General features: G+C 70.9%; 19 protein-coding genes. 10 read left to right on the top strand and 9 right to left on the bottom strand.

All coding sequences use genetic code 11. The features are described from left to right. The coding region (gene dapD / locus ACPYOG_RS01075; protein ID WP_481292409.1) for a 2,3,4,5-tetrahydropyridine-2,6-dicarboxylate N-succinyltransferase at positions 1–942 on the bottom strand (942 nt) is incomplete at its 3' end. 17 nt (positions 943–959) lie between these two features. Between dapD and dapE the strand changes: the two genes are divergently transcribed. The 3 genes from dapE (at position 960) to ACPYOG_RS01060 (ending at position 3542) form a co-directional block, all read left to right on the top strand. Further along, complete coding sequence (dapE, locus tag ACPYOG_RS01070; RefSeq protein ID WP_481292408.1) at positions 960–2057, top strand: succinyl-diaminopimelate desuccinylase; 1098 nt, start codon at positions 960–962, stop codon at positions 2055–2057. Next, complete coding sequence (locus ACPYOG_RS01065; RefSeq protein WP_481292407.1) at positions 2026–3300, top strand: hypothetical protein; 1275 nt, start codon at positions 2026–2028, stop codon at positions 3298–3300. The genes dapE and ACPYOG_RS01065 overlap by 32 nt, the downstream gene beginning before the upstream one ends. Positions 3301–3368: 68 nt before the next feature. After that, positions 3369–3542 carry a DUF3117 domain-containing protein gene (locus tag ACPYOG_RS01060; protein ID WP_018190460.1) on the top strand — a complete coding sequence of 58 codons (174 nt, stop codon included), beginning with the start codon at positions 3369–3371 and terminating at the stop codon, positions 3540–3542. 84 nt (positions 3543–3626) lie between these two features. Here the strand turns inward: ACPYOG_RS01060 and ACPYOG_RS01055 are convergent, their stop codons facing one another. Next, positions 3627–4259, bottom strand: a complete 633-nt coding sequence (locus ACPYOG_RS01055) for an O-methyltransferase (RefSeq protein ID WP_481292406.1) — start codon at positions 4257–4259, stop codon at positions 3627–3629. Between the two features lie 80 nt (positions 4260–4339). On the opposite strand from ACPYOG_RS01055, the gene ACPYOG_RS01050 reads away from it, so the two are divergent. From ACPYOG_RS01050 to ACPYOG_RS01040, 3 genes are read left to right on the top strand one after another with little or no spacing between them, the layout of a single operon-like run. Beyond that, on the top strand, positions 4340–4705 hold the full coding sequence (locus ACPYOG_RS01050) for a twin-arginine translocase TatA/TatE family subunit (RefSeq protein WP_481292405.1): 366 nt from the start codon (positions 4340–4342) through the stop codon (positions 4703–4705). Positions 4706–4743: 38 nt separating this feature from the next. After that, entirely contained in the window at positions 4744–6135 is a 1392-nt protein-coding gene (locus ACPYOG_RS01045) for an MFS transporter (RefSeq protein ID WP_481292404.1), read from the top strand. Next, on the top strand, positions 6122–7651 hold the full coding sequence (locus ACPYOG_RS01040; protein ID WP_481292403.1) for a pyridoxal phosphate-dependent decarboxylase family protein: 1530 nt from the start codon (positions 6122–6124) through the stop codon (positions 7649–7651). The genes ACPYOG_RS01045 and ACPYOG_RS01040 overlap by 14 nt, the downstream gene beginning before the upstream one ends. Positions 7652–7841: 190 nt before the next feature. Here ACPYOG_RS01040 and ACPYOG_RS01035 read toward each other — a convergent pair whose 3' ends face one another. The 3 genes from ACPYOG_RS01035 to ACPYOG_RS01025 are packed head-to-tail and all read right to left on the bottom strand — an operon-like array spanning position 7842 to position 10813. Further along, positions 7842–8990: an Mrp/NBP35 family ATP-binding protein gene (locus ACPYOG_RS01035; RefSeq protein ID WP_481292402.1), complete on the bottom strand. Its 1149-nt coding sequence runs from the start codon at positions 8988–8990 to the stop codon at positions 7842–7844. Continuing rightward, positions 8983–9504: a DUF1003 domain-containing protein gene (locus tag ACPYOG_RS01030; RefSeq protein ID WP_090036388.1), complete on the bottom strand. Its 522-nt coding sequence runs from the start codon at positions 9502–9504 to the stop codon at positions 8983–8985. Before ACPYOG_RS01030 ends, ACPYOG_RS01035 begins: the two co-directional genes overlap by 8 nt. Further along, positions 9491–10813 (bottom strand): magnesium transporter MgtE N-terminal domain-containing protein, encoded by a 1323-nt coding sequence (locus ACPYOG_RS01025; protein ID WP_481292401.1) that lies wholly within the window; start codon positions 10811–10813, stop codon positions 9491–9493. The genes ACPYOG_RS01030 and ACPYOG_RS01025 overlap by 14 nt, the downstream gene beginning before the upstream one ends. Positions 10814–10891: 78 nt before the next feature. On the opposite strand from ACPYOG_RS01025, the gene ACPYOG_RS01020 reads away from it, so the two are divergent. Next, on the top strand, positions 10892–11494 hold the full coding sequence (locus ACPYOG_RS01020; protein ID WP_481292400.1) for a YflT domain-containing protein: 603 nt from the start codon (positions 10892–10894) through the stop codon (positions 11492–11494). A gap of 23 nt (positions 11495–11517) precedes the next feature. Here ACPYOG_RS01020 and ACPYOG_RS01015 read toward each other — a convergent pair whose 3' ends face one another. Beyond that, positions 11518–13104, bottom strand: coding sequence for an aminopeptidase P family protein (locus tag ACPYOG_RS01015; protein WP_481292399.1), 1587 nt, complete (start codon positions 13102–13104; stop codon positions 11518–11520). Between the two features lie 114 nt (positions 13105–13218). Between ACPYOG_RS01015 and ACPYOG_RS01010 the strand changes: the two genes are divergently transcribed. Beyond that, positions 13219–14091 carry a PHP domain-containing protein gene (locus ACPYOG_RS01010; RefSeq protein ID WP_481292398.1) on the top strand — a complete coding sequence of 291 codons (873 nt, stop codon included), beginning with the start codon at positions 13219–13221 and terminating at the stop codon, positions 14089–14091. A 70-nt stretch (positions 14092–14161) separates the two neighbouring features. Beyond that, positions 14162–15289 (top strand): aggregation-promoting factor C-terminal-like domain-containing protein, encoded by a 1128-nt coding sequence (locus ACPYOG_RS01005; protein ID WP_481292397.1) that lies wholly within the window; start codon positions 14162–14164, stop codon positions 15287–15289. A gap of 172 nt (positions 15290–15461) precedes the next feature. Here ACPYOG_RS01005 and ACPYOG_RS01000 read toward each other — a convergent pair whose 3' ends face one another. Next, entirely contained in the window at positions 15462–16964 is a 1503-nt protein-coding gene (locus ACPYOG_RS01000) for a DEAD/DEAH box helicase (protein WP_481292396.1), read from the bottom strand. Positions 16965–17089: 125 nt separating this feature from the next. Here ACPYOG_RS01000 and ACPYOG_RS00995 point away from each other — a divergent pair, with 125 nt between their 5' ends. Beyond that, positions 17090–17806 carry a ferritin-like fold-containing protein gene (locus ACPYOG_RS00995; RefSeq protein WP_481292395.1) on the top strand — a complete coding sequence of 239 codons (717 nt, stop codon included), beginning with the start codon at positions 17090–17092 and terminating at the stop codon, positions 17804–17806. A gap of 12 nt (positions 17807–17818) precedes the next feature. Here the strand turns inward: ACPYOG_RS00995 and ACPYOG_RS00990 are convergent, their stop codons facing one another. Beyond that, entirely contained in the window at positions 17819–18121 is a 303-nt protein-coding gene (locus ACPYOG_RS00990; RefSeq protein WP_481292394.1) for a hypothetical protein, read from the bottom strand. Positions 18122–18131: 10 nt separating this feature from the next. Continuing rightward, positions 18132–18356: a DUF3107 domain-containing protein gene (locus ACPYOG_RS00985; RefSeq protein WP_481292393.1), complete on the bottom strand. Its 225-nt coding sequence runs from the start codon at positions 18354–18356 to the stop codon at positions 18132–18134. Positions 18357–18458 lie beyond the last annotated feature (102 nt).

Genomic DNA, 18458 nt, shown 5'->3' with positions numbered 1-18458 from the left:
TCCGTCGTCGGCAGCGTCAGATGTGTATAAGAGACAGATCCCGGACAGCTCCGCCGCCTTCACCGTTCGAGGCCGGCCGTCCGCGGTGCGCGCCTCGCCGACCAGCACGACCTTGGTGCCCGCGGTCACGTAGAGTCCGGCCTCCACGACGGAGTCGTCGCCGATCGAGATCCCGATGCCCGAGTTCGCGCCGAGCAGCGCCCGCTCGCCGATCGAGACGCGGTGCGTGCCTCCGCCGGACAGGGTCCCCATGATGGAGGCGCCCCCGCCGATGTCGGACCCGTCGCCCACCACAACGCCCTGCGACACGCGCCCCTCGATCATGGAAGAGCCGAGCGTTCCGGCGTTGTAGTTCACGAAGCCCTCGTGCATGACGGTCGTGCCCGGCGCCAGGTGGGCTCCGAGGCGGACGCGGGAGGCGTCCGCGATCCGCACCCGTTCCGGCGTCACGTAATCCAGCAGGCGCGGGAACTTGTCGATGCCCGAGACCTGGATGCCCGCGCGCTGCAGGCGCGGACGCAGGCGGTCGAGGTCGGCCGGGTTCACCGGGCCCGCGTTCGTCCACGCCACCGTCGGCAGGTGGGCGAAGATGCCGTCCAGGTTCAGACCGTTCGGCTGCACCAGCAGATGCGAGAACAGGTGCAGGCGCAGGTAGGCGTCGGGCGTGGAGGCGGGAGGCGCATCCAGTTCGATCTCCACGGTCACGATGTCGATGCGCACGGCGCGGCGCGGGTCGTCGCCCGCCAGTTCCTCGAGCTCCGCCGGCGCGATCCAGCGGTCGCGGCCGGCGGGCAGCGTACCGAGCCGGGGCTCCGGGAACCAGGTGTCGAGCACAGTGCCGTCGGCGGCGACGGTCGCGAGGCCGTACCCCCACGCCGAGCGGGCGGCGGCGGCGCCCGAGGCGGCAGGCATGGCGGAACTTTCAGGCACGTCGGAAGGCATGCCCCTAGGTTAGTAGGGTGCAGCTCAGCAGCGTTCCTCTCGACCTCACCGCCTCCTCCATCGACTTGACACGTCAGCTCTGCGATCTGGAGTCCGTCTCCGGGAACGAGGGCACACTGGCCGACGCGATGCAGGCGGCCCTCGCCGGCCTGCCGCATCTGGAGGTGATCCGCGACGGCGACGCGATCGTCGCGCGCACGAACCTCGGCCGCGAGCGCCGGGCGCTGATCGCGGGCCACATCGACACCGTCCCCCTCAACCACAACCTGCCGACCCGGTTCGAGGAGCACGACGGCATCCGCTACCTCTGGGGCCGGGGCACCGTCGACATGAAGGCGGGTGTGGCCGTGCAGCTGAAGCTGGCGGCCGAGCTCACCGAGCCCGCCGTCGACGTGACGTGGATGTGGTACGACCATGAGGAGATCAACGCCGAGCTGAACGGACTGGGGCGCCTCGCCCGCAACCGGCCGGACCTGTTCGTCGGCGACTTCGGCATCCTCGGCGAGCCAAGCAACGGGGTGGTCGAAGGCGGCTGCAACGGCAACCTGCGCGTCGAGGTCCGCACCTACGGCCTGCGCGCGCACTCGGCCCGCGGCTGGGTGGGCGACAACGCCATCCACAAGGCTGCGCCGATCCTCGACATCCTCGCGGGCTACCGGGCGCGCGAGGTGGAGGTCGACGGGCTGGTGTACAAAGAGGGGCTCAACGCCGTCGGGATCTCCGGGGGAGTGGCCGGCAACGTCATCCCCGACGAGTGCATGGTCCACGTCAACTACCGCTTCGCTCCGTCGCGCACCTCGCAGGAGGCCATCGAGCACCTGCAGGAGCTGTTCGGCGACTACGAGATCACCGTCGTCGACCGTGCCGACGGTGCCCGCCCGGGATTGGATGCGCCGCTCGCGCAGGCGTTCGTGGCCGCGGTCGGCGGCGTGGCGAAGCCGAAGTACGGGTGGACGGACGTGGCCCGCTTCAGCGCCCTGGGCATCCCGGCCGTCAACTACGGCCCCGGTGACCCGCTGAAGGCGCACGCCGACGACGAGCGGGTGGATGTGGAGCAGATCGTCGCGGTCGAGGAGGGTCTGCGTGCCTGGCTCATCGGCACCAGCGCCCGCTGAGCCGGACGCACTGCACGCAGCCAGGGACCGCGGAGCGGGCCGGCGCGCCGAGAGCCGCCCGTGGTGGACGCTGTGGTGGGTGCGCGTCCTGGCGGTCTATCTCGGAGCGCGTGCGGTCACCACCGTCATCCTCCTGAGCTTTGCAGCGGGCGAAGGGAAGAACGCCTGGACCTCCGCCTCGCCGGACTATTTCTCGTTCGCCAACCTCTGGGACGGCCGCTGGTACCAGATCGTCGCCGGCTTCGGCTACCCCGCCTCGCTGCCGACGAGCGACGGCGTCCACGTGAGCGAGAACGCCTGGGCGTTCCTGCCGGGATACCCCGGGCTCGTCGATGTCGTCATGTTCGTCACGCGGCTGCCGTGGCCGGTCGCAGCGGTGCTGGTCTCGTTCGCGGCCGGTGCCGGGGCGGCCCTGGTCTTCCATCAGCTGATGCGCCGGGTCGGGCTCAGCCCATCCACCAGCCTGTTCGCCGTCGTGCTGTTCTGCGTGTCGCCCGTGTCGCCGCTGTTCCAGGTGGCCTACGCGGAGTCGCTGTCCCTCCTTCTGCTGGCGACGGCGTTGCTGTTCCTGGTGGAGCGGAGGTACGGGTGGATGTTCCCGGTCGTGCTCGCGATGGCGTTCACACGGCCGAGCGGGCTGGCGTTCGCGCTGGCCCTCGGGCTGCATGTGATCTACCGGTGGGTGCGACGGCGGGACCACCCGTTCCCGGTGAGGGAGCGGGTGCTGAGCGTGGGGCTGACGGTGTTCAGCGGGCTCGCCGGGCTGGCGTGGCCCGCGATCGCTGCGGTGGGCACGGGATCGTGGACGGCGTACACCGACACCGAACTGGCCTGGCGCGCGCCGTACATCGGCTTCACGCACCTCGTCCCCTTCACGCCGTGGTTCCAGGGGGCCGACTGGTGGGCGAGCGCGATGCTCGGCATCCCGGGATGGGTGGGCATCGCCGCGCTCGTCGTCCTCCTGGCGCTGTTCGGCATCCTGCTCTTCTCGCCGGCGGTGCGCCGGCTGGGGGTCGACCTCCGGTTCTGGGTGGTGGCCTACTCCCTCTACCTGCTGGCGGTCTTCTTCCCGCAGTCGAGCACCTTCCGGCTGTTGATGCCGCTGTTCCCGCTGCTCGGCGTGCTGGCGCTTCCGCGCAGCCGCGTCTACCGTGTGGCGCTGGCGGTGCTCTTCATCGCGCTGCAGGTGGGATGGGTGGCCATCTGCTGGTCGATCGACGGATACGATTGGTCACCTCCGTGACCCCTACGATTTCCGCACGTCGGCAACGATGTCGGATAATAGAAGCACATCCACGAAAGGGGAGCTGCATGGCGGCCATGAAGCCGAGGACCGGGGACGGGCCGATGGAGGCTGTGAAGGAGGGACGGCTCATCATCGTGCGTGTGCCGCTCGAGGGTGGGGGACGACTTGTGGTCTCCGTCAACGATGCGGAAGCCAAAGAGCTTCATGACGCCCTTGCGAGCGTCGTGACCTCCGCCTGACATCGCGCCGGCGACGAATCGCCGAGATGAGAAGAGGCTCCGATCGATGCGATCGGAGCCTCTTCTCGTGCGTGGGGCGCAGGTTCAGGGTGCGAGCTTGGTGAGCTGCAGCAGCCCTTCGCCGGCGGGGGAGAGGGCGCTGATGACGGCGCCGGAAGCGGACGTCTCGGTGATGAGCGTGCGGAATCCCGTCGCGATCTCGTCTCGCGCCGCCGGGTCCGCCACGCGTCCGCGCCACAGGGCGCGGGCCACCAGGACGGTCCCACCGGGACGCACCAGCCGCAGACCGTGCTCGACGTACTCGATGACCGACTGCGGGTCGGCGTCGATGAAGACGATGTCGTAGGAGTTCTCGTTCATCCTCGGCAGCACTTCGAGGGCACGGCCGGGGATGAGGCGCACGCGGTTGGCGCCGACGCCCGCCTCGGTGAAGAACGCCCGTGCGTGCTGCTGGTACTCGACCTCGACGTCGATCGACGTCAGTTGCGCCTCGGGCGCTCCGGTGAGCAGCCAGAGGCCGGAGACGCCGACGCCGGTGCCGATCTCCACGACGTTCTCGGCGTGGGTCGCGGCGACGACGACCGCGACCTGGGCGCCGGTGGCCGGCGAGATGGGGTCGACGCCCAGCTCCAGCGACTGCTGCCGGGCGCGGGCGATGACATCGCTCTCGACGACGACGTCGTCGGCAAACCTCCAGTTCGAGTCCTTGTCTGACACTGTGCTCCCGTCGATCAACCCTCAGGATACGGTCGGCGTGCGCGGCATCCGTGCAGGCACCGCCGCGATACCCTGGAAAGATGTTCGGGCTGACCTTCGACAAGCTGCTGATCGTGGCGGTGATCGCGGTGTTCCTCATCGGCCCGGAACGACTGCCCACCTACGCTGGGAAGCTCGCGCAGCTCGTGCGCTCGCTGCGGGACTTCGCCAACGGCGCGAAGGACCGGATGCGGGACGAGATGGGCCCCGAATTCGACGAGGTCGACTGGAAGAAGCTGGACCCGCGGCAGTACGATCCGCGCCGCATCATCCGCGAGGCGCTCCTCGACGACGCTCCGGCGGAGGCGCCGAGCGCGATCAAGCCGGTGACGCAGTCGGTGTATGCGCAAGGCAGGACGCCGCTGGCGGCCGGCGCTGTGCCGCCGTTCGATCTCGAAGCCACCTGACGCGGCGCGGCCGGGCGCGCATCCACTACGCTGCGGACATGATCGCAACGGAGCAGACGCTGACCCGGGCGACTGTGACGCGGTACGCCGTCGGCTCGCTCGGCACGGGCGGCTTCTCGACGCTGCCCGGACTGGTGCTCGTCTACTACCTGACCGACTCGCTCGGGATCGCGGCGATCGTCGCGGGGATCGTCGTGACGGTCGCCAAGGTGTGGGACGTCGTCATCGATCCCGTGATCGGCGCACGCAGCGACCGGCTGCTCGCCGTCCGGGGATCGCGCCGCCCGATGATGCTGCTCGGCGCGCTGACCCTTCCCGTGTTCTTCCTGCTGACGTTCGCCGTCCCTCCGGGCACGCCTGGGGCCGTCGCCGCGCTCTGGGTGCTGCTCGCGTTCGTGCTGACGGCGACCGCGTTCAGCCTGTTCCAGGTGCCGTACATCGCGCTCCCGGCGGAGCTCGCATCCGGCTACGACCAGCGGACGCGCCTGCTCACGTGGCGCGTCGTGGTGCTGACCTTCGCGATCCTGCTGTTCGGTGCCGGCGGCCCGGCGCTCCGGTCGCTCGGGGGCGGGAATTCCTTCGCCGGCTACTTCCTGATGGCTCTCGTCGCGGGGGTGGCGATCGGCGGTGGGATGCTGTTCTCGGCCTTCGTGGCGCCGCGCGGGCTTCCGGCCGAGACGCCGCCGCCGCGCGAGAACGTGTTCGCCACGCTCCGCTCGAACTACCGGGCCGGGATGCGCGTCCTGCGTGACAGCCAGCCGTTCCGCGCCCTGCTGCTCACGTTCCTGCTGCAGGGCCTCGCCACCGGGATGATGCTGGCCGGGGCGAACTACATCGCGACCTGGGTACTCCACTCGGAGGACGCGGTGACGTTCCTCTTCGTGGCCCTGATCGCGCCGGCGTTGATCGTCACCCCGCTGTGGGGCGTCGTGGCACGGCGCATCGGCAAGGAGCGCGGCTTCGCCGTGGCGAGCATCCTGTTCGGTGTCGCGGCGTTGTCGATGACCGGGCTGCTCTGGGCGCCGGGCGCCTGGGTCTACGCGCCGGTGGCGCTGGTGGGCGCAGGCTACGCGGGGATGCAGTCGCTGCCGATGGCCATGCTGCCCGACGTGATCTCGCACGATGCCCGCCGCAACGGCGACGGGCGAGCAGGAACGTTCGGCGGGATGTGGACGGCGGGGGAGACGACCGGGATGGCGCTCGGCGCGACGGTTCTCAGTGTGGTGCTCGCGGTCAGCGGGTACGTGTCGCGCGCTGCGGCCGCCGCATCCACCGTGGCCGGCGCAGCGGCGGGCGGGTCGCAGCCGGGGAGCGCGGTCGCGGGGATCGTGCTGAGCTTCAGCGTCATCCCCGCTCTGCTGATCGCGATCAGCCTCGTGCCGCTGGCGCGGTACCGGCTGCGGAAGGGGGACATCGATGCCATCGTCTGACGCCGAGGTGCGTGGGAGCACGGTCGGCTTCGATCAGCAGGCGATCCTGGGCCGCCTGGCGGCGCTCCGGGCGGCGGATGCGCCGACCCACGGCGGCCGCGTGCTGAGCTACGTGTACGACTCCGGGAGGCCCGAGCTCGACGAACTTGCGGCGCAGGCGATGCGGCTGGTGCAGCCGGTGAACGGCTTGGACCCGACGACCTTCACCTCGGTCGCCGTCATGGAGCGCGAGGTGATCGATTTCGCCCGCGAGCTGCTGCACGGCGGCGACGAGGTGGTCGGGTCCGTGACCTCCGGCGGGACCGAGTCGTGCCTGCTCGCGGTGAAGACCGCACGCGACGTGTGGCGGGCGGGCGGCGGCTCCGGTACGCCGCGGCTGCTGGCTCCCGTGACGGCGCATGCGGCGTTCCAGAAGGCGGCAGCGCTCTTCGGGGTGACTCTCGACCTCGTTCCGGTGGACCCGTCCACCGGCCGGGTGGACGTCTCCCGGCTGATCTCGCGGATCGATGCGCAGGTGGCGCTCGTCGTCGTGTCGGCGCCGTCGTATCCCTACGCCACGCTCGACCCGGTGGAAGAGGTCGCCGCCGCCTGCGACGAGGCCGGTGTCGCCTGCCATGTGGATGCGTGCATCGGCGGCTGGATCCTGCCGTTCTGGCGGGCGCGGGATGGGTCGGCGCTGCCCGCGTGGGACTTCCGTGTGCCCGGGGTGACCAGCGTCTCCGCCGACCTGCACAAGTACGGCTACGCGCCGAAGGGTGCGAGCGTGCTGCTGCAGCGCGGCCGCGACCGGCAGCGCCGGCAGTACTTCGCCACGACGGGATGGCCCGGGTATCCGGTCGTCAACGCCACGCTGCTCGGGTCCAAGTCGGCCGGCGCGCTCGCGGCATCGTGGGCGATCATCCAGGCGCTGGGCGCCCGGGGCTTCGCCGGCCTCGCCGAGTCGTGCCGCCGGGCGACCCGTGCGCTGGAGGACATCGTGGGCGACATCGAGGGGCTGCGTGTGCTGGGTGAGCCGACCGGACCGCTGCTGGCCGTCACGATGGACCCGGCGGAGCCGGCATCGCGCCGGGTGGACCCGCATCACTGGGCGGACCGCGTCCGCCGCCGCGGCTGGGTGCTGCAGCTGCAGCCCGGACTCGTCCAGGCGGACGGAACCCGCCTCCCGCACACCACCCACCTCTCGGTCACCCCGGTGACCGAGGGACGCATCGACGAGCTGGAGGCCGCCCTCCGGGGAGCGGCGGACGAGGTGCGCGGCGTGCCTCCCGTCGACCGGGAGGCCGTGCTCGCCGCCCTTCCCGGCGAGGTGACCGCGGGCCTCGCGTCCGGTGCGGTCACGGAACTCGACTCGGCCACGGCTGCGCACATCCTGAGCTCGATCGGTCTCGGTCGCGCAGGGTCGAGTCTCCCGGACGAGCAGGCGCCCCTCCTCGCCCTCGTCGAGGCGCTGCCGCGCCCTCTCACCGAGCGCCTCCTCACGGAACTCCTCGCCCGGGCCGTGGACCCCGACGCCTGACACCCCGCCTGCGCCCGCCGGCCGGTTCACCTCTCGCGTCGCCCTTCCGCCGAAGTGCTCGTAGTTGCACGCGACACGCCGTCGGCGGGTGCGACAACGAGCACCTCGGCTGACCCGCGGGTGCAACAACGAGCACCTCGGCGGAACCCGCGCGTGCGGGTCGGCGCGGCTTCGGGAGGCTGGGCGGGTGTCAGCGGACGGAGAGGCCGAGCTTGCGGCCGGCGAGGCCGCGGCTGCGCGTGGCCAGGTGCTCCGCGACGCGGCGGATCGCCACGGCCGCGGGATCGCCCGGGTCGGTCACCACGATCGGCGCACCGACGTCTCCGCCCGAACGCAGCGGGATGCTGAGCGGCACGCTGGCGAGCAGCGGCACCTCCTCGTCCTGCCCGGCGGACAGCCGCCGCGCCACCTCGGCGCCGCCGCCGGAGCCGAACAGCTCGAGCACGGTCCCGTCCGGCTGCACCAGCCCGGCCATGTTCTCGATCACTCCGATCACCCGCTGCCCGGTCTGCCGGGCGACCACGCCGCTGCGCTCTGCGACGTCGGCCGCCGCCGGCTGCGGGGTCGTGACGACGAGCACCTCGGCCGTCGGCAGCAGCTGACCGACCGAGATCGCCACGTCGCCGGTGCCGGGCGGCAGGTCGAGCAGCAGCACATCCAGATCGCCGAAGAACACGTCGGTGAGGAACTGCTGGATGGTGCGGTGCAGCATCGGCCCGCGCCAGGCGACCGCGGCGGAGGCCGAGTCGACGAACATCCCGATCGACACCACCTTCACGCCGTAGGCGACCGGGGGCAGGATCATGTCGTCCACCCGCGTCGGGCGGGGAGCCACGCCGTTCTCGTCGGTCAGGCCGAGGATGCCCGGGATCGAGAAGCCGTGGACGTCCGCATCCACGATCCCCACCCGCAGCCCGCGCTCGGCGAGGGCGACCGCGAGGTTCGCCGTGACGGTCGACTTGCCGACGCCGCCCTTGCCGCTGGTCACCGCGTAGACGCGGGTGAGCGAGTCCGGGCCGAACTGCGCGCCGCGCGCCGGCCGCCCGGCGCGGAGCTTCTCGGTGAGCGCCCGGCGCTCGGCCGGCGTCATGACCGTGACGTCCACCGCGACGTCCGTCACCCCGGGGACGCTCTCGACCGCTGCCCGCACGTCGCGCTCGATCGCGTCAGCCGCGGGACAGCCGACGATCGTCAGCTTGATCCCGACCGACGCGCGCCCGTCCGCATCCACGGCGACACCACCGACCATGTCGAGCTCGGTGATCGGCTTCCGGATCTCCGGGTCGAGCACCGCGGCAAGGGCGCCGCGGACCGCCTCGGTCAGCACGCCCTCAGACACGGGCCTGTTCGCCCTCGCCCGCGTCGCTTCTCTCGAGATCCTCGAGCAGTGAGCGCAGTTCGGCGCGGATGAAGTCCTTCGTCGCCATGTCCTTCACCGCCAGGCGCAGCGCGACCACCTCGCGGGCCAGGTACTCGGTGTCGGCCAGGTTGCGTTCCGCCCGCTGCCGGTCCTGCTCGATCTGCACGCGGTCGCGGTCGTCCTGACGGTTCTGTGCGAGCAGGATGAGCGGCGCGGCGTACGACGCCTGCAGCGACAGCACCAGCGTCAGGGTGATGAACCCGAGGTCGGCGGAGTCGAACCGCAACGGTTTCGGACCGAGCGTGTTCCACGCCATCCACAGGATCACGAAGACCGTCAGCCCGAGGACGAACCACGGCGTGCCCATCGCGCGCGCGATCCATTCGGTGAACCGGCCGAACCGGTCGCTGTGATTGAGCGAGTCGCGCCGGAGCACCGGCGCGCGCAGACCCTTGGGGGCGTCGAGCCCGGTGTCCTGCCTACCTCGTGCCACTTCCGCCCCTCCTTCCGTTCACGATGCGGATGCTGCCGGTGGTGTCGGACGGCTCCGCGCGTTTCACGGGCTCGTCCTCGTCCTGACTTCGCCAGTCGTCGGGGAGCAGATAGTCGAGGATGTCGTCGATGGTCACCACCCCGACGAGGCGGTGCTTGTCGTCCACGACAGGCAGGGAGACCAGGTTGTACGAGGCGAGGATACGCGACACCTCGGCAGCGGACGTGTCGGCCGTCACCGGCTCCAGTCCCGGGTCGAGCAGCGTGCCGAGCCGCACGTGCGGGGGATAGCGCAGCATCCGCTGGAAGTGCACGACGCCCAGGAAGCGGCCCGTCGGAGCCTCGTAGGGCGGAAGCGTGACGCACACGGCGGCGCCCAGCGCCGGCGCGAGCTCGTGACGGCGGATGAGCGCGAGGCCCTCGGCGACGGTGGCGTCGGCGGACACGATGATCGGCTCCGTCGTCATCAGGCCGCCGGCGGTGTCCGGGTTGTAGCTGAGGAGCATGCGGACGTCCTCCGCCTCCTCCGGCTCCATGAGCTCCAGGAGGTGCTCTCCGCGCTCATCCGACAGCTGCGCGATCAGGTCTGCTGCGTCGTCCGGCTGCATCTGGTCGAGCACGTCGGCGGCGCGATCGTCGTCGAGCTGGGCGAGGATGTGGACCTGCTCGCTCTCCGGCATCTCCTCCAGGACATCGGCGAGCCGGTCGTCCGGCAGCTCTTCGGCGACCTCCAGCATCCGCTGCGGCGGCAGGTCGAGCAACGTGTTGGCGAGGTCGGCCGGCTTCAGCTCGGAGTAGGTCGCGATCAGCTGCTCGGCGGACTGCGCCTCACCGCGGTTCTGCTTCTCGCGGACCTCGCTCCAGGTGACGAACGTCGTCGCGCCCTTGGCGAAGGGGGAGCCGCCGGTCTTGGGCTTGCGCACGAACAGCTGGCTGATGGCCCAGTCGCCGCTGTCGCTGTCCTCGATCGCGACGTCCTCGATGGTGGCCTCGCCGCTGCCGTCCGTGAAGACGACCCGCCGGCCCAGCAGCTCGGCGATCACCCGGACCTCGCCGCCGCGCTGCTCGAAGCGGCGCATGTTGATGATGCCGCTGGTGATGATCTGACCGCTGCCGATGCTCGTGACCCGGCCGATCGAGAGGAAGACGCGGCGCTTGCCGGGGATCTCGACGATCAGCCCGACCACGCGCGGAGGGTCGTTCTTGCGATACACCACGAGGACGTCGCGCACCCTGCCGACCCGGTCACCGACGGGGTCGAACACGGCCGTCCCGGCAAGACGGGCGACGAACACTCTGGTCGAACTCACCCTAATAACCTAAGCCCTCACGGGTGATCGGGGGCTGTTTCCCGTACGGCGCCCGGGCCCGGATGGGACAATGGCGGAATGAGCACACCTGGTCCGATGAACGGCCGCAACCGTCTCCTCTTTCCGACCCTGCCGCGGGGCGAGATCGTCGCCACCTTCGAGACCTACCCCGAGGCGCAGCAGGCGGTCGACGTGCTCGCCCGCGCGGACTTCCCCGTCGACAAGGTCTCGATCCTCGGGAGCGACCTGAAGAGCGTCGAGCGCGTCACCGGCAAGCTGACCTGGGGCCGGGTCGCGCTGGCCGGCGCCGCCTCCGGTGCGTGGCTCGGCATCTTCTTCGGGCTGCTGCTCATCGTCTTCTCGCCGACGGTCAGCCTGGCGTTCGTCCTGGCCGCGCTCCTGATGGGCGCGGGCTTCGGCATGCTGTTCGGCCTCGTCTCGTACGCGATCAACCGCCGCCGTCGCGACTACACCTCCGTCATGCAGGTCATCGCCACCAGCTACTCGGTGCTCGTCGACTCCGAGCTCGGCAACCGCGCCCGCAACCTTCTGGAGAGTGGAGGCGCCGCCGAGCACGCCGCCGCCCCCGGATGGACGCCGCCCGCCCAGCCGCAGCATCCCTCGGACCCGCCGCCGGCTCCGCCCGCCGGCGACGACAACCCTCCGGGACCGCCGGCATAACGCCGCCGGGGGAGAGGTGCGCGTCAGCTCGAGAGGCGGCGCACCCAGGCCTCGACATCGTCCGCCGTGCGCGGGATGGCGACGGACAGGTTCTCGGCGCCGTCCTCGGTGACGAGGATGTTGTCCTCGATCCGCACGCCGATGCCGCGGAACCGCTCCGGCACCGTGAGGTCGTCGGGCTGGAAGTACAGTCCCGGCTCGATGGTGAACACCATCCCGGGCTGCAGCACGCCGTCGAGGTACAGCTCGCGTCGCGCCTGCGCGCAGTCGTGGACATCGAGGCCGAGGTGGTGGCTGGTCCCGTGCACCATGTACCGGCGGTGCTGCTGGTTCTCCGCGTCCAGCGCCTCCTCGGCGCTCACCGGCAGCAGCCCCCACTCGGCGGTGCGCCGGGCGATGACCTCCATCGCCGCCGCGTGGATCTCGCGGAACCGGATGCCCGGCCGTACGATGGCGAACGCCGCATCCGCCGCCTCCAGCACTGCTTCGTAGATCAGGCGCTGCGTCTCGGTGAACGTGCCGTCGATCGGGAAAGTGCGTGTGATGTCGGCCGTGTAGTAGCTGTCCAGCTCGACGCCCGCATCGAGCAGGATGAGGTCGCCCGGCACCACGGGACCGTCGTTGCGCGTCCAGTGCAGGATGCACGCGTGCGGCCCGCACGCCGCGATCGTGTCGTAGCCGACCGCGTTGCCGTCGGCGCGGGCGCGCCCGTTGAAGACGCCCTCCACGAGCCGCTCGCCGCGCGGGTGCGTGGTGATGCGCGGAAGGTCGGCGATGACGTCGTCGAAGCCCCGCGCTGTGGCAGCGACGGCCGCGCGCAGTTCGCCGATCTCGAAGTCGTCCTTCACCAGGCGCAGCTCGGAGAGGTCGCGGGCGAGCCGGTCGTCCTCGCTGTGGTCCTCGGGGTCGCGCTCGCCGTCGGTGTCGTCCCAGAGCAGCATCCGCGCGCCGTCCACCTCGTCGGTGATCGCCGGATCGGCCTCGCGCAGGACGACCGTCTCCCCGTCGACCGTGTCGAGCACCGACCGCACCTCGGCGATGCCGCGCGTGGGCAGGGCGAGGTCGCTCGCGACCTGCGCGAGCGACGGGCGGGGGCCGATCCAGAACTCGCCGATCTCGGGGTTGGCATAGAACTCGTCGGAGTCGCGCCCTGCGCGCTCGCGGAAGTACAGCGTCGCTTCGTGACCGGTCGCCGTCGGCTCGAGCACGAGAACGCTCCCCGGTTCGGCGTCCGAGCCCCACCCGGTCAGGTGCGCGAAGGCAGAGTGCGTCCGGAACGGGAAGTCGGTGTCGTTCGAACGCTGCTTCAGCCGCCCCGCGGGGACGATGAGCCGCTTGCCCGGGAAGAGCTCCGACACCCGTGCCCGGCGAGCGGCGGCGTACTGCGCCTGCCTGCGGGGCTCGGGGAGGACCTCCGGCCTCGACGCCCATCCGCTTGCGATGTAGCGGCGGAAGGTGTCGGAGCCGGGGGTCGTCGAACGGTTCTGCGTCGCGCGGGGCGCCTGCTCGGTCTCTGCGGCCTCCGGGGTCGCTGCGGCCTCCGGGGTCTGTGCGGCCTCCGGGGTCTGTGCGGTCGCTGCGGTCGCGGGGGTGCTCGGCTGGGAGGACATGGGTTCATTCTTCCACCCGCCGCCGACGCTGCGCCGAAGAACGCTTCGGTCTCCGTCCCATGCCGGTATTACGGCCATCCGACGCGGTGCCGCCGCCATCCTAGGATGGTCACCATGGTTGATGCGCGACGGTTCCGTGGCCCCGTCGACCTGCACACCCACTCCAGCGTCTCCGATGGCACGGAGACCCCCGCCGAACTGGTCCGCGCGGCGGCAGTGGCCCGCCTCGGCACCGTCGCCCTGACCGATCACGATTCGACCGCGGGATGGATGGACGCCGCAGCGGAAGGTCAGCGGGTCGGCGTCACCGTCATCCCCGGCATGGAGTTGTCCACCCGGATCGAGTTCGCCAGCGTCCACATGCTCGGGTACCTCTTCGACCCGACGGACGAGGCGCTCACGGCCGAGACGGTCCGCATCCGGGACGGCCGGATGCGCCGGGCCGAGGACATGGTCCGCCGCATCTCGGAGGACTACGACATCACCTGGGACGACGTGCTCGCCCAGGCGACGGAGGGCGCTACCGTCGGCCGTCCGCACATCGCGGACGCACTCGTCGCACGGGGCCTCGCCTCCGACCGCAGCGCTGCGTTCGCGGGCATCCTGCACTGGCGCAGCGGCTACTTCCAGCCGCACTACGCACCGGACCCGCTGACCGGCGTTCGGCTCATCCGCGGCGCGGGCGGGCTCCCGGTGCTCGCGCATCCGGCGACGGGAGGACGGGGCCGGGTCATCCCGGAGGAGCGACTGCGCCGGCTCGTCGACGCCGGTCTCTTCGGGCTGGAGCTCGACCACCGCGAGAACAAGGCGGACGGCGTGGAGCGGCTGCGCGAGCTGGCGGGGCGTTACGGCCTCCGGATCACCGGCTCCAGCGACTACCACGGGGCAGGAAAGCCGAACCGGCTGGGCGAGAGGACGACCGATCCGTCGGTCGTGGATGCGATGATCGAAGAAGCGACAGGCGCGTCGCCTTTCTACGCTCCCTGACCCTGTGCCCCTAGCCTGGGGGAGGGAATTCGAGAAACACGCAGTCGGGGCGAGAAGGCGAGGTGCGCGGGTGAGGCGGTTCTGGCGAGGATCGGCGGTCGCGATCGCCCTGACGGCGGCGCTGGTGGTGGCGTCGGGCGCGACGCCCGCGCTCGCCGACTCCTATCCCTCGTGGGATGACGTGCAGGCCGCGAAGAACAACGCGGCCGCCGCTCAGGCCGAGGTGGATCGGATCAACGGGCTACTGGCGAGTCTCCAGACCGCGGCGAACGCGGCGGGCGACCTCGCGGTCAAGCGCCTCGGCGAGTACGGAGCCGCCGAGGCGGCCCTGAAGGCGGCGACGGACAAGGCGCAGGACCTGGCGCAGAAGGCCCAGGACGCGTCCGCCAAAGCGGATCAGCTGAAGGCGCAGAGCGGGAGGCTCGCCGAGCAGCTCACCCGGGCGGGCAGCTCCGGGGTGTCCCTGCGGTTGTTCCTGAGCCCGAATGCGTCCGGCTCGGACTCGCTGCTCTACCAGCTGGGTGCGGTGTCCAAGCTGGCCGACCAGTCCAGCTCCCTGTTCGCGCAGGCGACGGCCCAGCGCAACGTCGCGACGTCGCTGAGCGCGCAGGCGACCGATGCGCAGAAGGTCCGCGATCAGCTTGCGACGGCGGCCAAGAAGGCGCTCGAGGTGGCCACGGCCGCGAAGCAGGCGGCAGACGCCCAGCTCGCCGACCAGAAGCAGCACGCGAACACCCTCTATGCCCAGCTCGCCACGCTGAAGAACACGGTGGCGGCTGTCGAGGAGAAGTTCGCGCAGGGCCAGGCCGCGGCCGCTGCAGCGGCCGCAGCGGCGAACCCGGGTGGAAGCGCCGACGGCTTCGCGCCGCCACCCGGCATGAACGTCGACCCGGCGGCCGCACAGGCCTACGCCTCCAGCCGGCTCGGGGCATACGGCTGGGGCGGCGACCAGATGGACTGCCTGATCAAGCTCTGGAACCACGAGTCGGGCTGGCGCGCGGACGCCTACAACACCTCGAGCGGCGCCTACGGCATCCCGCAGGCCTGGCCGGCGAGCAAGATGTCGTCCGCCGGGCCCGACTGGATGACGAACCAGAACACGCAAGTGAACTGGGGTCTCGACTACATCAACCGTTCCTACGGCTCTCCGTGCCGGGCCTGGAACTTCGAGATGAGTCACGACCCCAACTGGTACTGACCGCTTCCTCTGCCGCGACGGCGCGAGATTCGTCACGAATGTGCATTCTGACCGCCGAAAACGCGACATTCGTGACGAATGTGTGCTCTGGCCCGGGGCGCGAGATTCGTCACGAATGTGCGCTTCGGTTGAGCGAAACGCGACATTCGTGACGAATGTCGGGGCTGGTGGGTCAGCTGGCGGGGGTCGCGGGAGCGCCGCCGCGCGAGCGGCGACGGCGGCGACGCGGGGCGCTGTTGCCGTCGCGGTGCTGTGCGCCGCCTCCGTCGTGCGTCCCGGCGGCGGCCTTCGGCTCGCCGGCCTCGGCCGACGCGGCGTCCTGGCCGCCGGCGTGCTGGCCGGCGCCGCTCTGGCCGCCGGCGTGCTGGCCGGCGCCCTGGCCGGATCCGCGGGTACGACGACGGTCGCGGCCGCCGGAGCGGTCACCGCCCTCAGGGCCGGTGGAGTCCGTGCGGCCGCCTCGCGGCGTCTCGGCGACCTTGACGGCCGGCGTCGGCTTCAGCCGGCCCTTGACACCCTGTGGGATGTCGAGGTCGCTGAACAGGTGAGGTGACGACGAGTACGTCTCGGTCGGATCGGGCTGACCGAACTCGAGCGCCTTGTTGATGAGTGCCCACTTGTGGAGGTCCTCCCAGTCGACGAACGTGACCGCGATCCCGGTCTTGCCGGCGCGGCCGGTACGGCCGGCGCGGTGCAGGTAGGTCTTGTCGTCGTCCGGGATGGTGTGGTTGATGACGTGCGTCACATCGTCCACGTCGATGCCGCGCGCGGCGACGTCGGTGGCGATCAGGATGTCCTTCTTGCCGGCCTTGAATGCGGCCATGGCCCGCTCGCGCTGCTCCTGGTTGAGGTCGCCGTGGACGGCGGCGGCGTTGAAGCCGCGGTCGTTGAGCTCCTCGACCAGCTTCGCGGCGGCGCGCTTGGTGCGGGTGAAGATCACGGTCTTGCCGCGGCCCTCGGCCTGCAGGATGCGCGCGATGACCTCGTCCTTGTCGAGCGAGTGGGCGCGGTAGATCAGGTGCTTGATGTTCGCCTGGATCTGGCCCTCGTCCGGGTCGCTGGCGCGGATGTGCACAGGGCGGGTCATGAAGCGGCGCGCGAGCGCGACGATCGGCCCGGGCATGGTGGCCGAGAACAGCATGGTGTGGCGGGTGGCCGGCGTCTGCGCGAACAGCTTCTCGATGTCGGCGAGGAACCCGAGGTCGAGCATCTTGTCAGCCTCGTCCAGCACCATCTCCTGCACGTTGCCGAGGTTCAGGAGGCGCTGGCCAGCGAGGTCGAGCAGACGGCCCGGCGTGCCGACGACGATCTGAGCGCCGCCCTTGAGCTGTGCGATCTGGCCCTCGTAGGCCTTGCCGCCGTAGATGCTGGCGATGGAGGTCGGACGGCCGGCTGCGGCGGTCTCGAGGTCTTCGTAGACCTGGATGGCCAGCTCGCGCGTCGGGACGACGACGAGTGCCTTCACGCCCGGCTCGGGGTTGAGGCCGAGGCGCTGGATGAGGGGGAGGCCGAAGCCGAGCGTCTTGCCCGTTCCCGTCTTGGCCTGGCCGATGATGTCCTGCCCGGTGAGCGCGAGCGGGATGGTCTGGGTCTGGATGGGGAACGGCTCGATGATGCCCTTGGCGGCGAGCTGATCCACCATGTCCTGGTCGATGTTGAGTTCTGAGAAAGTCACGTGCGAAATGCCTGTCGATTCGATGGGAGGGTCCACGCCATGTTCTCTGTCGCAGGCGCAGGGCCGTCGATCCTGCGCCGACGGCGGTCAACAGCCTACTGGACCGGCCCGATACACTGCTGTGCGTGTCAACATGGTTCACCCGGCGACGGCCTTCCGTCGAGCTTCCGCGCTTGACGCAACGGGCGCGCCCGGTGGCCACGGTGCGGGTCGATCTGCACGAGGTGATGCCCGACCTCCTGCCGTATCTCGGCCAGGCGGCGTACCTGCAGCTGGAGCAGTTCGAGACGTTGTCCCTGGTGGCCGCCGAGACGGAGGACCTGCGGGCGAAGGGACGGATCTCCGCCGCCGCCGGTGACGCGCTCTCGAAGCATCAGGGGATCGTGGCGGAGATCCGCCGGAGGGGCGACGACCCCGCCGAGGCGATGAAACCGTTCGCCGACGCGATCGAGGGTTTCGGCGCGCTGATCGTCGGCGCGGACTGGCGCGAGACGCTGCTGTCGGCGCTGGTGACCGGCGGGCTGCTCGACGACTTCTTCATCCGGCTGGCCGCCGGGCTGCCCGGCGATGTCGGTCCGCGGCTCGCGCACCTGCTCGGTTCTGACTCCGGTCAGGAGGGTGTGCTGGAGGTCCTGCGCGAGCAGATCGCTGCGGACCCGCGCCTGGCCTCACGGCTCGCGATGTGGGGCCGGCGCCTCGTCGGCGACACGCTGCTCGTCGCGCGGTCGGCCCTGCACCTGTCGGGGAACCGTGCCACCGACGAGGAACGCATCGAGCCCATCTTCACGGAACTCATCGCGGCGCACACCCGAAGGATGGATGCCCTGGGCCTGACCGCCTGAGAACGGCAGGCGTCAGCGCGCGACCGCGCCCTTGGCGAGCGAGTGCAGCATCCGGTCGTCGTGTGCGGCGCGTATGCGACCCACCACCAGGTCCGAGACCGCGACGACGAGCGCCGTGCCGAGGAGGGTGATCCACCAGATCCACCCGCCGTTCCACTTCAGGCCGGCCCAGGTGAGCACGACCCAGAGGACGGACGCGGCGACCACTCCGATCGCCGGGACGAGGACGGAGCCGTGCGTGTGACGGTTCGGCAGGAAGTAGCGTCCGGCGAGGCCGATGATGGCGCCGCCGAGGACGACGAAGAGCAGTTCCACGAGTTGGAGGTTAGCCGACGAAGCCGATGCGGCGCGATTCCTCTGTGCCGATCTCGACGTAGCCGATGCCGGCGGTCGGGACCAGGTAGAGGCGACCCTTGTCGTCGGCCAGCTTCAGGACCTCGGAGCCGCTGCTGAGCGCCGTCTGCACCTGCCCCGCCAGTTCTTCGGCCGACTGCGAGGACTCGAAGCTGAGCTCGCGGGGGGCGTTGACGATTCCGATGCGGATCTCCACGTGGGTGCCTTTCGAATCTGACCGGCGGGTGTGAGTTCAGACTACGGCACACGGCTCGCGGCGCCCGGTCGCGTTCTCTGTCGGCGGACGCCGATACCGTGA

Source organism: Leifsonia sp. HAY1-4F (assembly GCF_056755275.1).
The sequence above is the reverse complement of the archived record's forward strand: the minus strand, read 5'-3'. Positions and strand labels throughout refer to the sequence as shown.

Coding starts and splice junctions, on each gene's coding strand:
- ACPYOG_RS01020 (WP_481292400.1), top strand. CDS start 10,892: ATGAGCACACCTGGTCCGATGAACGGCCGCAACCGTCTCCTCTTTCCG.
- ACPYOG_RS01010 (WP_481292398.1), top strand. CDS start 13,219: ATGGTTGATGCGCGACGGTTCCGTGGCCCCGTCGACCTGCACACCCAC.
- ACPYOG_RS01015 (WP_481292399.1), bottom strand. CDS start 13,104: ATGTCCTCCCAGCCGAGCACCCCCGCGACCGCAGCGACCGCACAGACC.
- ACPYOG_RS01040 (WP_481292403.1), top strand. CDS start 6,122: ATGCCATCGTCTGACGCCGAGGTGCGTGGGAGCACGGTCGGCTTCGAT.
- ACPYOG_RS01060 (WP_018190460.1), top strand. CDS start 3,369: ATGGCGGCCATGAAGCCGAGGACCGGGGACGGGCCGATGGAGGCTGTG.
- ACPYOG_RS01050 (WP_481292405.1), top strand. CDS start 4,340: ATGTTCGGGCTGACCTTCGACAAGCTGCTGATCGTGGCGGTGATCGCG.
- ACPYOG_RS01045 (WP_481292404.1), top strand. CDS start 4,744: ATGATCGCAACGGAGCAGACGCTGACCCGGGCGACTGTGACGCGGTAC.